The sequence below is a fragment of the Frigidibacter sp. SD6-1 genome (assembly GCF_030143255.1).
GTDB lineage: Bacteria > Pseudomonadota > Alphaproteobacteria > Rhodobacterales > Rhodobacteraceae > TMP-24.
Genome location: NZ_JARJNR010000010.1, coordinates 1 through 17,565, shown reverse-complemented (window position 1 = coordinate 17,565; position 17,565 = coordinate 1). Strand labels below are relative to the sequence as shown.

Sequence of the window (17,565 nt, the reverse complement as noted above, 5' to 3'; positions counted from 1 at the left end):
TGGTCTGAATTTTCGAGGGGACGTTCGATCAGCCGTCGTTCGTTTCGCCGTCGTGATCTTCTTCGTCCTGGCCGTCGCCCTGATCCTCGTGATCATCCATAGACGAAGACAGCGCCGAGGCGAAGACCTCGCCGGTCTTGGCGTCAATCAGGACGGTCCAGGGCTGTCCGTCGCCGCCGATCACCACCGCCTCGTAGGCCGCGCGCCCGTTCTCGTCGCCAAAGGCGACGGCCGCAAGCGTGCCGGCATGGGCCTGAAGGGCGGCATCACTTGCTTGGCTGATCGTGAGCGATGCGGAGCGGAACATGTCGAGCTCGCTCTGGTCCATGGTTTCGGCCGATGCCGCGAACGGCAGGGCCCCAAGGAGCGCGGCGGGAAGGAGGATCATGGTCTTGCGAAGCATGGGATAGGTTCCTTTTAATGCACAGGTCTTTTCGCCTGCATTCTACAACTGGGCATCGAGTCCAAGGATCGCTTTTCCGGCTTTTTACAACTTCGTAAGAACCAAGGCTTTGGGAATTTTGCTGTTTTCAGATAGGGTTTCCTGAGGGTAATCACATCCCGATCACAAGAATGCCGAACGGACCGGAGTGTGGGATGGCCCGCCTGAACTTACAATTCCTGCGAAGCGCCGCACCCATCATTTTGGGCGCCGGTCTCTTCGCCTTGGGGCTCTATGCGCTCTATCACCTCCTGAAGCCCGTCAACCCGGCCGACGTCGCAGCGCAGATCAGGGCGACGCCGGCAAGCGCGCTCGCCGCGGCACTCGGGGCAACCGCCATCGGATATGTCGCGCTCATTTTCTATGACTGGTTCGGCCTTCGCTTCATCGGGAAAACGCTTGACCGGGGCATCGTGGCGCTAGGCGGCTTCCTTGGATATGCCTTCGGCAACACGATTGGCGTCAGCGTCATCTCCGGCGGCGCGGTGCGATACCGGATCTATTCTGCCGTCGGCCTGAACGCGTTCGAGGTGGCCGCCGTTTCAGGCTACATTGCCATTGCCCTCGGCACTGGATTGACCCTCGTTGGCATCTTGTCCCTTGCCGTCCATCCCGGCGCCGTCGGTGCCTGGCTCCCCTATTCCTCATCAACTATCCAGATCGTTGCCGCCGGGATTGCCGCGGTTTCGGTTGCCCTCATCGCCTGGATGTCCGTCTCGCAGCGTTCGCTGAGCATTCGCGGTCATGAACTGCACCTGCCGCCGCCTGCCGACCTTGCCGGACAACTTGTCGTCACCCTGATCGACATCGCCGCTGCCTCGTTCGCCTTGTGGGTTCTTCTGCCCGCGGGAAAGCCCGACTACGCGACCTTCGTCGCCGTCTATGCCGCTGCGACCATGATCGGAGTGCTCAGCCACGTGCCCGGCGGCATCGGTGTCTTCGAGACGGTGGTCATCGGTACGCTGCCGACCTCGGTGCCGGTCGGAGATGCAGCCGCAGCGCTGCTCCTCTTCAGATTGGTTTACTATCTGGTGCCTTTCGCTCTGGCGTTCCTGCTGGTCGCCCTGAACGAGATCCGGCTGGCCAGCGGCTTTGGCAGCCGACTTCTTGCCCGGGCACCGGCCCTGCAACCGGCCTTTGCCACTCTGCACGGGTTCTCGCCGGGTCTTGTCGCGACCGTTGCCTTCGGCTTCGGTGCCTGGCTCTTGCTCATCACGATGTTACCTTCCGTACGCGCGGAAGCGATGGCAGAAGGCGATCTCGTCGGTGTGCTTCTGCTCGAAGGCGGAACTCTCGCATCCGCTGTAGCCGGTGTCTCCCTGATCATCGTTTCGCAAGGCCTCGCGCGCCGGGTTTCCTCGGCCTGGTGGTTCGCCATCGGTGCGCTGTTGGCCGGGGCTGTCGCGTCGCTCCTGAACGATTTCGGGTTCGAGAACGCGGCTTTCCTGGGGGCCGGTGCGCTTCTGCTCCTGCCGTTCAGGAAAGCCTTCGACCGACCCGGCCGCTTGACGGCCGGCGTCTTCGATACCCGATGGTTCGCCACGGTCATCGGCGTCGGGGTCGCAGCCGCCGCGTTCTTCTTCTTCGTGCACAAGGCCGTCCCGTATTCGAATGACCTGTGGTCGGAGTTCTCGCACGACTCGAACACACCCCGCGCGCTCCGAGCGGGGCTCGCGGCGACCGCGCTCATGTTCTTTTTCGGGATCTACCTCCTGACGCGTCCGATCCGGCGGAAGCCGCCCGAGGAGGCGCGGCCAGAAGTAATGTCCCAGGCCGCCGTCCTGTGCGACATGTCCGAAGACCCGCAGGCCTGGCTGAGCCAGACCGGAGACAAGCGGTTCCTGTTTTCCGAAACCGGAAATGCCTTCATCATGTATGCCGTCCGGGGCGGATCGTGGATTGCGCTCGGCGACCCGGTTGGCGATCGGGCTGAGTTCGAGGCCCTTGTCTGGTCCTTTGCCGACCAGGCCGCCCGGTCCAACGCGCGCCCCGTCTTCTACGAGGCCAGCGCGCGCAACCTTGGGCTCTGGGTCGAACTCGGCCTGACTCTGCACAAGGTCGGAGAGGAGGCGGTCGTCCGGCTTCCCGAGTTCAGCCTCGCGGGCGGTCGGTTCAAGACCATGCGCGCTGCGATGAACAAGCGCCAGCGGGACGGGTACGAGTTCACCATGTTGACATCGCCCCATACCCCCGAACTCATTGCAGAACTTCGTGCAATCTCGGATGCGTGGCTTGGCGGCAAGACGGGACGCGAGAAGGGCTTTTCTGTCGGGCGCTTCGATCCGGACTACCTGGCGCTGTTCGACATCTCGGTTGTGCGAAAGGACGGTCGCATCGTCGCTTTCGCAAACATCCTGGCGTCAAAAGGCGGCGCGCACCTGGCCGTCGATCTGATGCGATACTTGCCCGATGAGGCCTCCGGCCTGATGGAATACATGTTCCTCAGCTTGATCGAGCACTACAAGGCGAAAGGAGCGCTGGAATTCAGCCTCGGCACCGCGCCTCTGTCGGGGCTGTCCGAGCGGTCGGTCGCGCGATCGTGGAACCGTTTCGGGCGGCTCATCTATCGTCACGGCGGCGCATTCTACAACTTCGAGGGGCTCAGGACCTTCAAGCAGAAGTTTCAGCCGGACTGGCGCCCGCGCTATCTGGCGCTGCCGCCCAACGTCTCGCCGATGCGCGTAATGGGTGACGTGGCCCTCCTGATTGCGGGCTCGGCGCGGGGCCTGATTGCGAAGTGACTTCATGAACCTGTCTCTCGACCAGATCCTCCCTTCGCTCCAGGCGCTTGGCGTTCTCAGTTACTGGCTCATCGGCCTGGGCTCGATGCTCGAAGCGTTCTTCATCACCGGCGTCGTCGTTCCCGGAACACTGATCGTGGATGCCGGCGGCATCCTCGTCCAGCGCGGGTTGCTGGACTTCTTCGATCTCGCCTGGTTCGTCGCGCTCGGGTCGGTCCTCGGATCGGAACTGAGCTACTGGACCGGCAAGCTGGCCATGAACCGCCTTCCGGGCCGCCGGCGCATCGGGGAGTCCGCCGCTTTTGCCCGCGCCAAAGGACTTTTCGAGAGGCGGGGCGGAATGGCGCTGGTGATCGGCCGGTTCCTCGGGCCGGTGGCGGGGCTCGTGCCGCTCGTCGCGGGCATGGCGGACATGGACCGCCGCAAGTTCCTGATCTGGAACATCTTGGGCAGCATTCCCTATGCGCTTGCCCATGTCGCCATCGGCTTTTTCCTGGGCGATGTCATGGGCCGGATCGGCGGATCGCTGACCCGGGTCGCTGTACTGACCGGCATCGTTCTTCTGGCGCTGCTCATACTCTGGACCACGCTCTATTCGACGCTGAGGCTTCTGCCGCTCGCATGGGCGGTCATGTCTGCCGCGCTGCGCAATCTCGCGGACCTGCCTGCGGTGCGGCGCCGGATCGCTGACCACCCCGAGACGGCACGCTGGGTCGAGGCGCGCCTCGACCGAAATGCGTTTTCGGGGCTGACGCTCAGCCTTCTGACGGTGGTCTTTATCTACATCGGTGCCATCTGGCTCGATTCCGTCTTCGAGTTTCTCGTCGGCGATCCATTGCTTGGGCTCGACACACGTCTGTCCGAACTGATCCACCATTTCCAGTCACCGGGCCCGATCCAGGTGGCGTCGTTCATCACCGCAGTTGGCGGCTGGCAGGTCGTTCTGCCGGTCATGGTGGCAGCGCTGATCTGGCTGATGACGGAAGGGCGGCGCGCGCTCGCGGTTGGACTGGCGGTTTCGGTGGCCGGAAACACCATTACCGTTGCGGTGCTCAAACTCACCTTCGGGCGCCCGCGCTCGCCTCTCGGTGTCTTCGCCGAGACCTCTGGCAGCTTCCCTTCCGGACATGCTGCGGCTTCGGTCGCAGCCTATGGAATGCTGATGTATGTCGTCTGGCGGGCGGGGAGGTTCCGCGCCGAGATGGCGCTTCTGCTGGCTGGCCTCATGGCCTTCGCCATCGGCGTCAGCCGCATCTACCTGATCGAGCACTACCTCAGCGATGTCCTGAACGGCTGGCTGGTCGGTGCGCTCTGGGTGACGGTCGGCATCGCGATTTCGGAATGGCGTTTATCGCGGACATCCGTCGAGACTGCGCCGATGGCCCGCAGAGCGAGGATCGCAGCACTCGCCGTGGCCGCAGGACTGGCCGTCCTGGCCGCGTCAAACGTCTGGCGCTATGATCATCCCCGCAATGTGCCTGTCCAGGTCGCTGATCAGGTTCTGTCAGATGCTGCTGCTCTGGCGCAAATGGGCCTCCCTGCGCAATCCGAGTCGCTGATGGGCTCGCCGGTGCATCCGGTCTCGCTCGTCGTTTTCGCCCGAGACGAATTTGCTCTTTCCGATGCTGTCCTCGCATCGAACTGGACAGCGGCGCAGCTGCCGACCCCGGGCCTTGTCTTCGATGCAATTTTCGCAGCGGTCGGCGGCAGCGAAGATCCAACCGTCGAGACCGTCTCGCATTTCTGGCGCGGGCAGCCCAACGATCTCGCCTTCGTGCAGCGTCCGCCTGGGGCGACGCCTTCGCTGGCCGATCCGAAACTCCGCTTCTGGCGCACCGAATTCGTCACCGCCGATGGGTTGCGCGCCTTCGTCGGAACCGTGGGTGTCGACGAAGCAGGAGAGACGGAAACGACTCAGACCATTGGGGCCAGCCCGATGCTCCGAGATACGCTTGTTCAGGGCCTTGTGGCACGTGGCGCGACCGTCCTCGCCGCGTCGCACACCTCGGACAACGTCGTGTCCATCCTCCGTCCCTGAGAAAATCGGCTTCTTACCGAAGTGTAAGAAGTCCGCCAGACGCTTCGGGAAAGTCGCTGTCAGAACTGCGCATACGGACCTCGGTTGGAGGCCCGCGTGCTTTCAGACAGGACGCCTCCCATGAACGCCACCCTAAGGAACCTTGCCTTGTCAGCGACGCTGATCGCTGTCCCGGCGACCGGGTTCGCGCTGGCCGAGATGTTGATCTCGCCCATCGCACAAACCACCGCAGCAACCCAATCGCCCGGGCTGGGCGACCTCTCGGACTACAAGACCATCGTGGCCGATACCCAGATAATCGCCGCCACCGGCGATTTCGCAGCCGCCGAACACCGCATCACCGACCTTGAAACTCTGTGGGACCAGAACGCCTCGGCGCTGCGTCAGGCCGACCGGGCTGCCTGGAATACGGTCGATGCGGCCGCCGACGAGGCCTTCGCGGCCTTGCGCGCGGGAACTCCCGACCAAGCGACCGTTGATGCCGCTCTTGCTGCCCTGTCCACCACGCTTGATGCCCCTGTGCCAGCAACAGCCTCGGGCCCCATTCAATACGTCTCCGGCATCGCCGTGACCGACGAGGGCGGCCGGGCCATCCCTTGCGAGGACCTGATCGGCCAGCTTCGCAGTGCAATCGGCAACACCACTCCGCCCGCCGCTGTCGCCGACCTGCAGTCCAAGGCGCTCGAGCGCTGCAATGCCGACGATGACGCTCACGCCGACGCCTTCTCGGCGCAGGCGCTGGCCCTTCTGAACGGATGATTCCATCATGACCGACGCAACTTTCGCCGATTTCGACCGCCCCGTGCCGCAACCCGGTGGCGTAAATCGGGTGCCCGAAGTCACACCCGGCTTCTGGCTCATCAAGCTCATGGCCGTGACCATGGGCGAAACCGCCGCCGACTTCCTTGCGGTCAACCTCGGCCTTGGCCTTGGCGCGACGACGGTCCTGATGACCGCGGTCCTTGTCGTGGCAATGCTCTGGCAGTTCCGCCAGAAGGCCTACGTTCCCGCCACTTACTGGATCGCAGTGGTCCTGATCTCGGTCGTCGGCACGCTGATCACCGACAACATGACCGACGCGATTGGCATCCCGCTCATCACCTCGACCATCGGCTTCACGCTGGCGCTCGCCGCCACCTTCGCGGCCTGGTTCGCGGTGGAACGGACGCTTTCGATCCACGAGGTCTTCACCTTCCGTCGCGAGGCCTTCTACTGGCTGGCGATCCTCTTCACCTTCGCGCTTGGCACCGCCGTGGGCGACCTGATCTCCGAGGCCTTCGGTGTCGGCTTCGCCGGAACCGGCGTCCTCTTCGGGCTGATCATCGCCTCGCTGGCCTTGGGATACTTCGCGCTTGGCCTCGATGGGATGTGGGCGTTCTGGCTCTGCTACATCTTCACCCGCCCGCTTGGCGCTTCCTTCGGTGACTTCCTGGCACAGCCGGCCGAGTTTGGCGGCCTCGGGCTTGGAACCATCGTCACCAGCCTTGCCTTCCTCGCGGTGATCGCCGGGACCGTGGTGCTGATGACGACCAGAGCCGCGCCCGACCTCGCGGAATGACCTTCCACCCCTGAAACACGTGCGGTTCCGGCCTACGCCGGGACCGCGCCTTCCCTGAAAGGACCTCGGCCATGACCAAGGCTATTCCCGCCGTCTCGACCTCCGGCCTCAGCAAATCCTACGGCGACGCAGTTGTGCTGCATCCCCTGTCGCTGGACGTGCCAAAGGGCGAGGTCTTCGGCTTTCTCGGCCACAACGGTGCCGGCAAGACCACGACGATCCGCCTGCTGACCACGCTGCTCGCACCCACCTCCGGCACCGCGCGTGTCGCCGGTCATGACGTCGCATCCGATCCGATCAAAGTCCGCGCCTCCATCGGGTACCTGCCGGAAAACGTGCGCCTCTATGACCGATTTACGACCCGCGAGAACCTGACCTTCTTCGCCCGTCTGTCGGGTGTCGCAGGCCCAGTGGAGGCCGTGCGCGAAACGCTCGACTTCCTCGACATCGCCCCGCTGGCTGACCGTCGTGTCGGCACCTTTTCCAAGGGGATGCGGCAGCGCGTCGGCCTTGCCCAGGCGATCCTGCACCAGCCAGAGGTCCTGTTCCTCGACGAGCCGACCTCGGGCCTCGATCCGATGGGGGTGCGCCAGCTTCGCGAAATCATCGAGAAGCTGCATGCGCGGGGCATGACGATCTTCATGAACACGCATCTTCTGTCCGAAGTCGCGCGGAGCTGCACCTCGATCGGGGTGTTGGCCCATGGCAAGCTTGTCTTCCATGACAGCATGCAGGCCGTCGCGGACAAATATGACGAGCGCAGCCTCGAAGACCTCTATGTCGGCGTGGCCGAGCGTGGCCCCGAGGTGGCGGCATGACCCCGGCGCGGCTCATCGCCCGACAATCCCTGTCCGGACTCACGCGGGACAGAAGCGTGCTGATCCTGATCGCCTTCTTCGCGGCGATGGTGCTGGTCACGGCCTGGCTCGGCTGGTCTGCGACGAATACTGTGGACGCGATTTATGTCGACGCGGCCACGTATCTGGCCGCCTCGGGCCAGCCTGTGCCGCCGAACCCGGTCAGCCAGTCCGCACCGCTGGCGGTACTGCGCAACCTTGGCGTCTACATCAGCCTGATCGGCGCTTTCGGGTCCATCGTGATCGGCCAGCTTCTGATCGAGACCGATCGCCGTGCCGGGACCTTGCCGCTGATCGGCGCGCGCCCATTCGAGCGCAGCGACCTCGCCCTTGGCAAAATGCGGGCAATGGTGACGGCGACCGGGGCGATGATGGCGGTCGCCGCGGTCATCTCGGTCGCGATGCTGTTTACCATCCCCTCACTGGTCGTCAGACCGGGGGACCTGCTGCGGCTCGCGCTGTTCCTGGTCGCCGGCTGGGCCTACATCACCATATTCGGGTTCGTGGCGCTTGGGGCGGCTGCCCGCATGCCCGCCACCGCGAGCGGTCTGATCGCTGCCACTGTGGTCTGGCTGGTCGTCACCTTCGTCCTGCCCGAACTGACCGCGAACGTGCATCCGACCGCCGCGATCAACCCGGTCTCGACGCTGGCCACCACCCCAGACTCAGTCTTCTTCCATCTGATGTCACGGGTCCTGGGGCCGTTGTCGCTGGCCGAGGGCTTCGCATGGGCTTCGGGGGATCTCCTGAGCTTCCTGCCTGATGGCCTGGCCCCGCGAGGTCCGGTCCCACCGGCGGTGGCTCTTCCGGTCGCGCTGATACTCGCCGGCCTGTTCGCCGCGCACTCTTCCGCGAAACTCGATCTCAACGCCGGAGGCCCCGATGCCTGATCTCCTTCCTAGCCTGTCCGGCAGCGTCACGACGATCGCCTTGCGCGATGCCCGCGAGCAACTGCGCGACCGATTTCTCCTCTGGGCGACGCTGGCCCTCATCGCCGCCGCGGCCGTATCGCTGGTCACGGGCGCCATCGCGCTCCATGGCGATGCCGCAACCTATGCTGCCGCGCGGGCGCAGCTTCTGGCGCTCGGCAAGGGCGCCTCCGCCATCGCTGCGCCCGAATTCTACCCGCTGAAACTCATGCGCGGGATGATCGAGCAGATCGAGATCATGGGTGCGGTGATCGCCCTTGTGGCAGGCTACCGCGCTGCGGCAGCCGAGAGGGGGCGGCAGACGCTGGCCCTGATCTTGACCCGGCCAATGCCGCATTGGGCCTATACCCTTGCCAAGATCATCGGTGGCATGGGCCTTGCGGCGGTCTCGTTGGCCGTCGTCTTCCTCGCCACGGCGATCCTCTTGCCCATCGTTTCCGGAATCGGGCTGACCATGGGCGATGCCCTGCGGCTGGTCCTGACATGGGCGGCTGGCGTCTTGTATCTTACTGCTCTTTTCACTCTCGGCTTCGGGCTCAGCCTCTGGGCAAAAAGCCCCGCCAGCGGCCTTATCTACGCCTTCGCGCTCTGGATCCTCGTCGTGCTCGTCGCGCCACAGATCGGCGACACGATGGACCCCGACAACCAGGTCGCGGGCGGCGTATTTGCCCAGCTTTCGATCCCCAAGGCCGAACAAGACCGGATCAAGGCCGGGTTCGCCGGATACGAGACATTCCGCAACGGGATCGAAGTCGCGTCTGTCACCAAGCACTTCGAGCGCTTCACCTTCGCCGTACTCGGCATCAAGGACACCTATACCGGTGCGCCGCTGGCCAAGGTGATGGCCGAGAAGCAGGGCGACCTGCTCTTCCTTTTCCTTTTCTCCCTCGGGCTGGGCGGCCTCGCGCTGCTGCGTCCGATCAATCCCGACCGTCTGACCAAGGAGTCCTGACATGAAGACGATCACGACAATGACCCTCACAGCATTGTTTCTGAGCACCAGCCTTGCGCATGCCCAGACCACGACGACCGATACCGATGGCGACGGCGTGCCCGACATCTCCGAACCGCTTCTGCACACCGACCCGATGAACCCCGACACCGATGGCGACGGTCAGAACGATCTTGCTGACAACGATCCGGTGAACGCCGCCGATCCCACCGTCGCAGGCGGTGCTGCGGCGACATACTGGATTGGCGAAGTTCTGGTCGAGAACAACGTCGATCCCGCCACGCACAAGGACGCGCCCGATCACCTCGAGATCCAGGTCCTGAACGATGGCGCCGCTGATCTCTCGGGGCTGACCGTCTATTACACGATCACCGACGCCGACAGCGGAGCGAAGGAAAGCTACATCTACCATCCGCAGGTTACCGTGCCCGCCGGCGGAGAGGTCCGCATCCACGTCGACGAAGGCACCGCACCGAGCCATCTGCGGGCAAACCCCAACTCGCTCTATGTGACCAGCCTTGCTGGAAAGCACGTCACGGTCTCGGTCCAGGCCGACGGCTTCACCGCAGTTCAGGGGAACGTGGAAAAGGATCCGGGCGGAGCTGAAACCGCGGATTGACAGGTTGGGCGCTGGACTATTTTGGGCTGTTCAACCAGAAATGGATGCCATCACGTACACCGCCGAGCGCCGAATAGAGAAGCGGATGCCGAGTTAATCGGCTCCGCACTTCGGCAGCACCGGTCGGCAGATATTGAAGGAACCATGCATGAGCTATGAAACTGAGGGGCGGCAAGCCTTCCCCACGAAATCAGTTCGGCATTTCCACTGGCCGACACACCACGCCACGTCGGTCTTCGGAGATGACTGGTTCGGCAAACGTGCGGAAACCTTTGCGCGGTTTTTTGGGACGCCCGTCTTTCTCATTGCGCAAACCGCGATCGTGGCCGCCTGGATCCTGATCAACGTTGGCGGGTGGACCAGGTTCGATACTTATCCCTTCATTCTTCTGAACCTTATGTTCAGCCTTCAGGCGGCCTATGCCGCGCCGCTGATCCTTCTTGCCCAGACGCGACAGGCGGATCGCGACAAGCTGGACGCCGCCGCCGATGCGCAGCATCGCGAGGCCTTGGCCGCCGCCGCGGAGCAACGCCAGACCATTGCCGCACAGCAGACGGCCCAACTCGTCGAGCTGATGAAACAGAACACGGAGCTGACAGAGCTAACGCGTGATCTCAGCGAGCGCATTGAAAAGATGACAAGTGAAGTACATGGAAAGGTCATTTCCGGCGAAAGTTAAAATTTTTCCTGCCTCGCAAGAGCAAATCTTGTGGATAGGCTCTCGTTACAAAAGAGTAGTCCAAGCTGGACTGTACAATTTTGAGATGTCAGACCGTGGCTGGCCGACCCTCCAGCGCAGCTCTGTAGCCGGGTTCACCTGGATATCTCCCCTGCCAACACCGCTCTTCCGTGCACCGCCAGAGTTGCTGAAAACCTCTGACACCCAAACTTGCGGATTACATCCAGTACCCGCGCTTCGTAGGCAGCGTGACTGATCAAACGACACAGGTCGGACGCGTGGAACTGGCGGTTCGCAGTCGGGGCGGCTTGCATCTGTCTCAGCAATTCGCGCTCTTTGGGGTCCGTTATTGGTCTCGCGGGCGGCTTGACCGCGGGACGAGGCGGTGTTCCCGACGAATTCCGCCATCGGCGCATGAAGCCAAGCAGGAAGCCGGCCGGCACCTTCCCGTTGCCTCGGGACCGGTTGAAGGCGAGGAAGCGATCCCAGATGACCTGGGTGTCAACGTTCCAGCAGGGCAGCGTGGCCTTCGCTGCTTTGATGAGCTCTGCCCAACTGGTCTGAAAAACGTTCGAACTCGCGGTGATGTCGATCAGTCCTGAGAAGATAGTTTTGTTATTATTATCTCTAGATAGTGATGTGTCACCTTCACCTGACACGAGATCATGGGTTTCAATCTCCTCGTCGAAGGCGGAAAACCGAAAGATCCAAGGCGCGAACTTGCCATTCGGCTTCGCCCGCTCGAGCTGCAACTCCGACGTCTCAAGTTCGCTCAAAAGAACTGAAAGATATTGTCGTGAGACACCCATCTTCTCCGCCAGGGCAGAGAGGGTGAAGGCTGCCGTTCCGCGCGACAAACCGTTGTAGCCATCCTTCCAGGCGATGGCATCAAGGATGAGGGTGGCCAGCTTGTGCGCTGCAACAGAAAGATTTGTCTGCGTGATCCGTCGCAGGATCAGGCCGGTCGTAGGTTCCATGGTCGAGGTCTCCTTGGAGATCCGACGCCATGTCGTGAGACAACAACATTCTTGCCAGCAAAACAACTTTGCTGGTTGCAGGTGTCTTAGCCGTGCGCTAGGAAACTCTTGTTCACGGAGTTTTCTTGCACGGCGTCAGGCTTCACGGTCTGGCGTCGTCTCCTTTTCGGGGGTTTTGCACAGCCTCCCGTGCGGGGTTATGAGGACGCGCGCGGCAAGACCGCGAGCAGATTTTGTCAGTAGCGAACTTCTTCAGAACCATAGTTCCCGGCGTGATCACGCCAGTCGACGAAGACGGAGCGGTAGAAGTAGCTGCCACATCCATTCGGGATGCTCAGGCCGGATGCGGCCGGCACCTGGCCTACGTTGGATCTTGTCCATCGGTAATCGCCCTGCACGCCGTAGGACCCCAACCGCGTGGAGTCGCTGCGATTGCAGTCGCCATCTCGGTTTTCGTGCTGGCGGTACTGAATGTGATAGACGCGAATGCTGCGCACGAAATCAAAGGCGTCGCCCGAGATGTCGATGTCGGCTTGTTCATCCGCCTGGACGCGAACAAGGGGTATCGGAGTCGATACCTGCGGTTCGGGCGGATCGCGAAACGTGATGTCATAAAGGCGTTCCATAGGCGACAACGGACTTGGTTCGTTGAACGACACACCCATCGGACACCGCCAGATTTGTAGGGGCGGCTCGATCGGCCATGGCGTGATCCGCCGAATGAAGACCGCTCTGGCATGGGCGCAGGGCGCGGAGGCAGGCCAGCCGCCCGCAAGGCAGAGGAGGATCGCACAGTCCACCTGATAGGCCTGAGCCGGTGCTGACGAGGCCAATAGTCCGGATATGCTTAGTGCCGTGGCCGTGGCCACGCCGTGGATCACGTGCTTCATGATGCCGACTCCATCTATAATGGTGCAGCGATACGAAACAACATTAATGATGGCAAGGAGATTTGATTGATGGTGACCTGCGATTATTCGCTTGTGTCGCGAGACAGCTTCCAAGATCTGACGCCGGTTTGGGCTCTTGTGGCGTCTTGAAAGCGGCCAAAATTGCGGCTTCATTTCACGTTAGATGCCAAACAAACATTTGCGAAAAAAGGAAAATGTCGTGTTTCCATGCGGCCACGAAAGCGGTCACGGAAGAACAGACCGCATGAGCCCGTCAAACGGCGTGTCGCAGCGCCCATGGTCCCGGGAAGGGCAGTGCCGGAAAACTGTAGGGCTTGGTTCCACGGCTGGAATCCGGGAACGGAAGGGCGGGTGGAGCAACGATCCTATGTTGTGGGCTATGTTGGGATCGAACATGCGCTTGAAGATTTATGGCAGTATCTGATACGATTGAGCATGGATAGGAGAGTCTGATGCCAAACGTCCACCTGACCGAACCGATGCAGAAATATGCGCAGGCGCAGATCGAGTCCGGCGCCTACGCCAATCTGAGCGAAGTCGTGCGCGCCGGCGTAAGGATGCTGATGGAGAAGGATGGCGCGCGGCAGTTCTATACCCTCAAGGCCGATCTCGAGATGGCAGCCACCCTGGCCGAGAATGGGGACTTCGCTGAGTTCGATGCCCAAGCCTTCGAGCCGGATGCGTTTGATCGCTGACCCGCATGACGATTCGGCTTTCCGGACAGGCCAAGTCCGACCTCGAAGAGATACGCACCTACACCGTCGAGACCTGGGGCAGGGACCAATGGCTCGTCTATTACCGCCAGTTGGTCACCGCCTTCGAGCGGATCACTGGGGATCCCGACGCGGGCCGGGACAGGAGTCTCTTTGTCCCGGGGATGCGGTCCGTCAATTGCCAGCGTCACGTGATCTTCTACAAGCGGCTCGATGCGGCGGATGGCGCGGCAGTCATCCTGCGCATCGTGCATCAGCGCCGTAACATGCCCGCGCTCGTCTACTACGAGGATCTCGACGGCGGTTAAGCCCATGCGTTTGCTCAGTCCAATAGCTCGACCAGTCTTCCATAGTCTTCACTGACCTCGCGCGCCTCCTGAAACGCGCGTTGGCGCTCGGCATCAAGACAGCGGAAGTATTCCTGAATGTCGGCAATGTAGCCCTCGAAATCAGAACGCAGCAGATCGGCATAGGCACGAATGTCTTCTCGCGACTGAGGCAAGAACGGTCGCTCGGGAGGTACGCAATCCGCAGCCGCGGCTACCGGCATGCTTCCAAGCAGGAGCGCGAACAGCAACGGTGCGTTGTGCGCAATAAACAAGCGCAGGGCAAAACTCCTTTGCCGCCTTTAAGATTATCATTGTGTCGGCTATCACCGTTATCGGAGCAAGGCGAACTTCGTCAACACGTTATTATTGTCTTGCTATCATTAATGTTGTTTTGTATCGCTCACGGTGTTGCGACCCCGTGGGCCTGATACTGCACCCAGGCAGAACAAGGACCCAAGGGAAGGCCATGATAGAAGAAGCCCCGAATGTGGTTACAGAAGACGGACTGCGCGGCTTGCTCGCCGAGGGCTACCTCATTGAGGTGGTCTGCAAGGAGAGAGCGGAGAAGCGCCATAACAGCTGGTACGGCTCGTGGGTCATCCGCGCCGTCGCCACTGATGGGCGTGACGACAAAATGCTCGTCACCAGCCGAAGCGTCCTCAAGCTCCGCGACTTCAAAACCATCGTTGGTCTTGTCAGCTTCCTGGCCGACATGGGCTGTACGACCGCTAGCATCCCACTTGAAGAAGGTGGCCGCGAGCGCCACGCCGCGCCTCCGGTCAAAGGCAGCTGATCGCGCAACTGCGCTCGTCGTTGCTTTGGGTACAGGCGTTTGTTCCGCGCCCCCGGCCCTGGCCGACGGTTTGATCTTCCAGGTCCGCCCAGACGGCCAATTGATTTCCACTTCTCAAGGGGCAAACGGGCGTCTTTTTCTCTTCGCAGAACCTCGCGTTCCCGACGCCACTGTTGAGACAGCGATCCCGGCTCCATCTGCCGCCCGCGCCACCCCAGAAATCCTCCATGCGATCGAGACCACGGCTCTGCGGTATGCCGGGCATGGTGCGCTGCGTCGCGCAGGGCTTTCAGTCACTGATTGGGCGCTCCTTTACCGGGCCAATATCGAAGTCGAGAGCGCATACAATCCGGCTGCACGCAGCCCTGTCGGTGCCATAGGCCTTGGCCAGCTTATGCCAGATACCGCCCACGACCTCGGCGTGGACCCACATGACATTGCGCAAAACCTCGACGGATCAGCCCGCTACCTGCTGATGATGCTCGACCAGTTCGGCGAAGGCTCTCTGGCCCTTGCGGCGTACAACGCTGGCCCTGAGGCGGTCACACGCCACGGCGGCATCCCCCCTTTTCGAGAAACCCAAGGGCATGTGGCCCGTGTGACTGCCGTGTTTGAGCGGCTCAGAGGAGATCTTTCATGACACCGAGACCTTCGACCGTTGCGCTCGGCGCGATGGCCCTTATCGTGCTGGCGGGTCCAGCGCTTGCGCAGAGCATTGACCTTTCGCCGGTGCAGACCCTGCTTCAAGGCATTGTCGATGCGATCACCGGCCCCTTGGGCATCGTGATCGGCACACTCGCGCTGATCGGCGTGTTCCTTTCCTGGCTCTTCGGCATCCTCGATTTCCGTCAGGCGCTCTGGGTCGTGGTCGCGATCGCGGGCATTGCCGCGGCGCCGACCATTGTCGCCGCCATCTGGACGACCTGAGAAGCACCCATGTCCGACCAGTCCCGCGTGTTCATCGGCCTTCTCAGGCCACCCAAGCTGATGGGCTTGCCGATCATGTACGCCATGGTCTGGCTCTTCAGCTCGACGCTGCTGTTCCTCTGGGTCCAGAGCTGGGTGGTGGCTGTGTTCGCGGGGCTGGCCTGGCCGGCGCTTTGGAAAGCCGCGGACTGGGATCCGAACTTCCTCGATGTCCTGGTGATCACCTTGCAGGAAACCCCGCCCACGGCGAACCGCAAACTGCACGGAGGTGACAGCTATGCCCCGTGATGGACTTGCCAATGACGTGGAGGAGGCCCTCGATCCGCTGACGGCGCTGCCCGCATGGGTCAAGGGCGAGAAGCGGCTCTCATCCATGCTGCCTTACGTCAGCCTTGTCACCGACCGGACGATCCGGACACGCGGCAACGAGCTGATGCAATGCATCCGGCTGGAAGGGGTAAACAGCACCACGAGCGAGGACGCGCATCTCGACCGGATCGGCGGGCTCCTCGCCGGGATCGTCGCGCAGGTCGGAACCGAGTTCTCCTTCTACCTGCACAAGGTCTCGAAAGCGGTCGACGTGACCCTGCCGCCCATCCCGGGCGAAGGGTTTGCTGCCGCCGTCGACAAACGATGGCACGCGCATCTCGGCCGCGCGGGCTTGCGCGACAAGACATTGACCCTGACGGTGCTGAAGCGACCAGAGACCGGCGGTCGCTTGCCATTCGGACTTGGGGCTTCCCGCGCCCGGCATGCAGCCGACACCACCCGCCGCTTGCGCAAACTCGACGAGGTTGTGGGGTTTCTGCTGTCGTCCTTCGATGAGCTGAAGCCCCGCCTGCTTGCGGCCAGCACTGGCGAGCTTCTTGGCTTCCTTGGCTCGCTCAACACGGGCGAGGAGCATCCGCTCTTCCCGAGGTCGCGCCTTGGCGTGATCGCCGAAGATGTGGCCAATACCCGCGTCACTTTCCGCGGCACGACCATCGCGCTCTCCGACGGTGCGGTCGGCGACAAGCTCGGCGCGATCTTCGCGGTGAAGAACTACCCCGCCAAGACCGATAGCCTGATGCTCGACGAGTTGAATCTGCCCGTCGACATGGTCGTCACGCACTCTTTTGTGCCGATCAACACCAACATCATGGCTGGCCGGATCAAGCGGCAGCTGCGCCTGATGCAAGCCGCCAATGACGGGGCCGTCAGCCTCGCCCAGGAACTGGAACTCGCGCAGGACGATCTGGAATCCAAACGCCTGATCTTCGGCGAGCACCACATGACCGTGGCGGTCTATGCCCGCACCCAGACGGCGCTTGACGACATCGCGGCCGAAATCCGCAACATCTCCGCCACTTCCGGGATCAACCTGATTTCGGAGGCCTTCGGGGCGCGGGCGCATTTCATGGCGCAGCATCCCGGCAATACCGGGGCGCGAAGCCGCAAGGCTGCGATCACGAACCACAACTTCGCCGACCTCGCCACTTTCCACCGCACCCCGCTCGGAAAGACAGGGCGGGAAGTCCCTTGGGGCGTGCCGATCACGCTTTTCCCAACGCCCGAGCGCAGCGGGTTCCGCTTCAACTTCCACGAACAGGGCGCGCCGGATCGCGAGCCCACGGGAGGCCACACGCTGATCCTGGGCCGTCCCGGCTCCGGCAAATCCGTACTGGCGGCCTTCCTGATGACCATGGCCCGCCGCGCCGGTGCGCGGGTCTTCGTCTTCGACTATCGCGCTGGCATGGAAATGGCCGTACGTGCGCTCGGTGGCAGCTATTCGACCGTACGAGCGGGGCGCCCCACGGGCCTCAATCCGCTCCAGACCGAGATCGACGTGCGGGGCCAGGCATGGCTTGCTGATTGGCTCGCGAGCCTCTTGGAGCGGCGCGATCGACCGCTAACCCCGGTTCAGACCAACCGATTGCAGGAAGTCGTGCGCCAGAACGCGAGCGCAGGACATGCGGGCCTACGAAACTGGTCGGATTTCGCCTCGCTGCTGGTCTCGACCGATGACGAGGGCGATCTCTTCGAGCGGATGCAGGAATGGACGGCCGAGGGTCGCTACGGCTGGATCTTCGGGGCCAATGCCGAGGACAGTTTCAGCATCGA

The 17,565-nt window shown here is 62.6% G+C and carries 20 protein-coding genes; 16 read left to right on the top strand and 4 right to left on the bottom strand.

All coding sequences use genetic code 11. From position 1 onward, the window contains the following. Positions 1–28 precede the first annotated feature (28 nt). Positions 29–403, bottom strand: coding sequence for a PepSY domain-containing protein (locus P0645_RS16415; protein WP_284165676.1), 375 nt, complete (start codon positions 401–403; stop codon positions 29–31). Positions 404–597: 194 nt separating this feature from the next. Here P0645_RS16415 and mprF point away from each other — a divergent pair, with 194 nt between their 5' ends. From mprF to P0645_RS16370, 9 genes are all read left to right on the top strand, one after another. Beyond that, complete coding sequence (gene mprF / locus P0645_RS16410; protein WP_284165675.1) at positions 598–3,183, top strand: bifunctional lysylphosphatidylglycerol flippase/synthetase MprF; 2,586 nt, start codon at positions 598–600, stop codon at positions 3,181–3,183. A gap of 4 nt (positions 3,184–3,187) precedes the next feature. After that, the gene (locus P0645_RS16405; RefSeq protein ID WP_284165674.1) at positions 3,188–5,221 is read left to right on the top strand and encodes a bifunctional DedA family/phosphatase PAP2 family protein; all 2,034 of its coding nucleotides are present in this window, start codon (positions 3,188–3,190) and stop codon (positions 5,219–5,221) included. A gap of 120 nt (positions 5,222–5,341) precedes the next feature. Continuing rightward, positions 5,342–5,980, top strand: a complete 639-nt coding sequence (locus P0645_RS16400; protein WP_284165673.1) for a hypothetical protein — start codon at positions 5,342–5,344, stop codon at positions 5,978–5,980. 7 nt (positions 5,981–5,987) lie between these two features. Further along, positions 5,988–6,779 (top strand): COG4705 family protein, encoded by a 792-nt coding sequence (locus tag P0645_RS16395; RefSeq protein ID WP_284165672.1) that lies wholly within the window; start codon positions 5,988–5,990, stop codon positions 6,777–6,779. Positions 6,780–6,850: 71 nt separating this feature from the next. Next, positions 6,851–7,597, top strand: coding sequence for an ABC transporter ATP-binding protein (locus tag P0645_RS16390; protein WP_284165671.1), 747 nt, complete (start codon positions 6,851–6,853; stop codon positions 7,595–7,597). After that, positions 7,594–8,526, top strand: a complete 933-nt coding sequence (locus P0645_RS16385; RefSeq protein WP_284165670.1) for an ABC transporter permease — start codon at positions 7,594–7,596, stop codon at positions 8,524–8,526. The genes P0645_RS16390 and P0645_RS16385 overlap by 4 nt, the downstream gene beginning before the upstream one ends. Next, positions 8,519–9,517, top strand: coding sequence for an ABC transporter permease subunit (locus tag P0645_RS16380; protein WP_284165669.1), 999 nt, complete (start codon positions 8,519–8,521; stop codon positions 9,515–9,517). Before P0645_RS16385 ends, P0645_RS16380 begins: the two co-directional genes overlap by 8 nt. A 1-nt stretch (position 9,518) precedes the next feature. Beyond that, on the top strand, positions 9,519–10,136 hold the full coding sequence (locus P0645_RS16375) for a hypothetical protein (RefSeq protein WP_284165668.1): 618 nt from the start codon (positions 9,519–9,521) through the stop codon (positions 10,134–10,136). Positions 10,137–10,284: 148 nt separating this feature from the next. Beyond that, positions 10,285–10,815 carry a DUF1003 domain-containing protein gene (locus P0645_RS16370; protein ID WP_284165667.1) on the top strand — a complete coding sequence of 177 codons (531 nt, stop codon included), beginning with the start codon at positions 10,285–10,287 and terminating at the stop codon, positions 10,813–10,815. A gap of 134 nt (positions 10,816–10,949) precedes the next feature. Here the strand turns inward: P0645_RS16370 and P0645_RS16365 are convergent, their stop codons facing one another. Both P0645_RS16365 and P0645_RS16360 read right to left on the bottom strand, forming a co-directional pair. Beyond that, on the bottom strand, positions 10,950–11,792 hold the full coding sequence (locus P0645_RS16365) for a hypothetical protein (RefSeq protein WP_284165666.1): 843 nt from the start codon (positions 11,790–11,792) through the stop codon (positions 10,950–10,952). Between the two features lie 236 nt (positions 11,793–12,028). Further along, complete coding sequence (locus tag P0645_RS16360; protein ID WP_284165665.1) at positions 12,029–12,682, bottom strand: hypothetical protein; 654 nt, start codon at positions 12,680–12,682, stop codon at positions 12,029–12,031. A gap of 473 nt (positions 12,683–13,155) precedes the next feature. Here P0645_RS16360 and P0645_RS16355 point away from each other — a divergent pair, with 473 nt between their 5' ends. After that, entirely contained in the window at positions 13,156–13,398 is a 243-nt protein-coding gene (locus P0645_RS16355; protein ID WP_284165664.1) for a type II toxin-antitoxin system ParD family antitoxin, read from the top strand. Between the two features lie 5 nt (positions 13,399–13,403). Further along, on the top strand, positions 13,404–13,724 hold the full coding sequence (locus P0645_RS16350; RefSeq protein WP_017468227.1) for a type II toxin-antitoxin system RelE/ParE family toxin: 321 nt from the start codon (positions 13,404–13,406) through the stop codon (positions 13,722–13,724). Positions 13,725–13,738: 14 nt separating this feature from the next. Here the strand turns inward: P0645_RS16350 and P0645_RS16345 are convergent, their stop codons facing one another. Beyond that, on the bottom strand, positions 13,739–13,966 hold the full coding sequence (locus P0645_RS16345) for a hypothetical protein (protein WP_066819060.1): 228 nt from the start codon (positions 13,964–13,966) through the stop codon (positions 13,739–13,741). Between the two features lie 245 nt (positions 13,967–14,211). Between P0645_RS16345 and P0645_RS16340 the strand changes: the two genes are divergently transcribed. The 5 genes from P0645_RS16340 to P0645_RS16320 all read left to right on the top strand — a co-directional run. Continuing rightward, entirely contained in the window at positions 14,212–14,538 is a 327-nt protein-coding gene (locus P0645_RS16340) for a hypothetical protein (RefSeq protein WP_010138156.1), read from the top strand. Beyond that, entirely contained in the window at positions 14,495–15,178 is a 684-nt protein-coding gene (locus P0645_RS16335) for a lytic transglycosylase domain-containing protein (RefSeq protein ID WP_284165715.1), read from the top strand. The genes P0645_RS16340 and P0645_RS16335 overlap by 44 nt, the downstream gene beginning before the upstream one ends. After that, positions 15,175–15,465: a TrbC/VirB2 family protein gene (locus tag P0645_RS16330; protein WP_052642869.1), complete on the top strand. Its 291-nt coding sequence runs from the start codon at positions 15,175–15,177 to the stop codon at positions 15,463–15,465. Before P0645_RS16335 ends, P0645_RS16330 begins: the two co-directional genes overlap by 4 nt. Before the next feature lie 9 nt (positions 15,466–15,474). Next, entirely contained in the window at positions 15,475–15,753 is a 279-nt protein-coding gene (locus P0645_RS16325) for a VirB3 family type IV secretion system protein (protein ID WP_284165663.1), read from the top strand. Next, a partial coding sequence (locus P0645_RS16320; RefSeq protein WP_284165662.1) for a VirB4 family type IV secretion/conjugal transfer ATPase occupies positions 15,743–17,565 on the top strand: 1,823 nt, incomplete at its 3' end. The genes P0645_RS16325 and P0645_RS16320, both read left to right, overlap by 11 nt.

Excerpts from the sequence above, each read along its gene's own strand:
- P0645_RS16415 (WP_284165676.1), bottom strand. The coding sequence starts at position 403 with ATGCTTCGCAAGACCATGATCCTCCTTCCCGCCGCGCTCCTTGGGGCC.
- mprF (WP_284165675.1), top strand. The coding sequence starts at position 598 with ATGGCCCGCCTGAACTTACAATTCCTGCGAAGCGCCGCACCCATCATT.
- P0645_RS16405 (WP_284165674.1), top strand. The coding sequence starts at position 3,188 with ATGAACCTGTCTCTCGACCAGATCCTCCCTTCGCTCCAGGCGCTTGGC.
- P0645_RS16400 (WP_284165673.1), top strand. The coding sequence starts at position 5,342 with ATGAACGCCACCCTAAGGAACCTTGCCTTGTCAGCGACGCTGATCGCT.
- P0645_RS16395 (WP_284165672.1), top strand. The coding sequence starts at position 5,988 with ATGACCGACGCAACTTTCGCCGATTTCGACCGCCCCGTGCCGCAACCC.
- P0645_RS16390 (WP_284165671.1), top strand. The coding sequence starts at position 6,851 with ATGACCAAGGCTATTCCCGCCGTCTCGACCTCCGGCCTCAGCAAATCC.
- P0645_RS16385 (WP_284165670.1), top strand. The coding sequence starts at position 7,594 with ATGACCCCGGCGCGGCTCATCGCCCGACAATCCCTGTCCGGACTCACG.
- P0645_RS16380 (WP_284165669.1), top strand. The coding sequence starts at position 8,519 with ATGCCTGATCTCCTTCCTAGCCTGTCCGGCAGCGTCACGACGATCGCC.
- P0645_RS16375 (WP_284165668.1), top strand. The coding sequence starts at position 9,519 with ATGAAGACGATCACGACAATGACCCTCACAGCATTGTTTCTGAGCACC.
- P0645_RS16370 (WP_284165667.1), top strand. The coding sequence starts at position 10,285 with ATGAGCTATGAAACTGAGGGGCGGCAAGCCTTCCCCACGAAATCAGTT.
- P0645_RS16365 (WP_284165666.1), bottom strand. The coding sequence starts at position 11,792 with ATGGAACCTACGACCGGCCTGATCCTGCGACGGATCACGCAGACAAAT.
- P0645_RS16360 (WP_284165665.1), bottom strand. The coding sequence starts at position 12,682 with ATGAAGCACGTGATCCACGGCGTGGCCACGGCCACGGCACTAAGCATA.
- P0645_RS16355 (WP_284165664.1), top strand. The coding sequence starts at position 13,156 with ATGCCAAACGTCCACCTGACCGAACCGATGCAGAAATATGCGCAGGCG.
- P0645_RS16350 (WP_017468227.1), top strand. The coding sequence starts at position 13,404 with ATGACGATTCGGCTTTCCGGACAGGCCAAGTCCGACCTCGAAGAGATA.
- P0645_RS16345 (WP_066819060.1), bottom strand. The coding sequence starts at position 13,966 with ATGCCGGTAGCCGCGGCTGCGGATTGCGTACCTCCCGAGCGACCGTTC.
- P0645_RS16340 (WP_010138156.1), top strand. The coding sequence starts at position 14,212 with ATGATAGAAGAAGCCCCGAATGTGGTTACAGAAGACGGACTGCGCGGC.
- P0645_RS16330 (WP_052642869.1), top strand. The coding sequence starts at position 15,175 with ATGACACCGAGACCTTCGACCGTTGCGCTCGGCGCGATGGCCCTTATC.
- P0645_RS16325 (WP_284165663.1), top strand. The coding sequence starts at position 15,475 with ATGTCCGACCAGTCCCGCGTGTTCATCGGCCTTCTCAGGCCACCCAAG.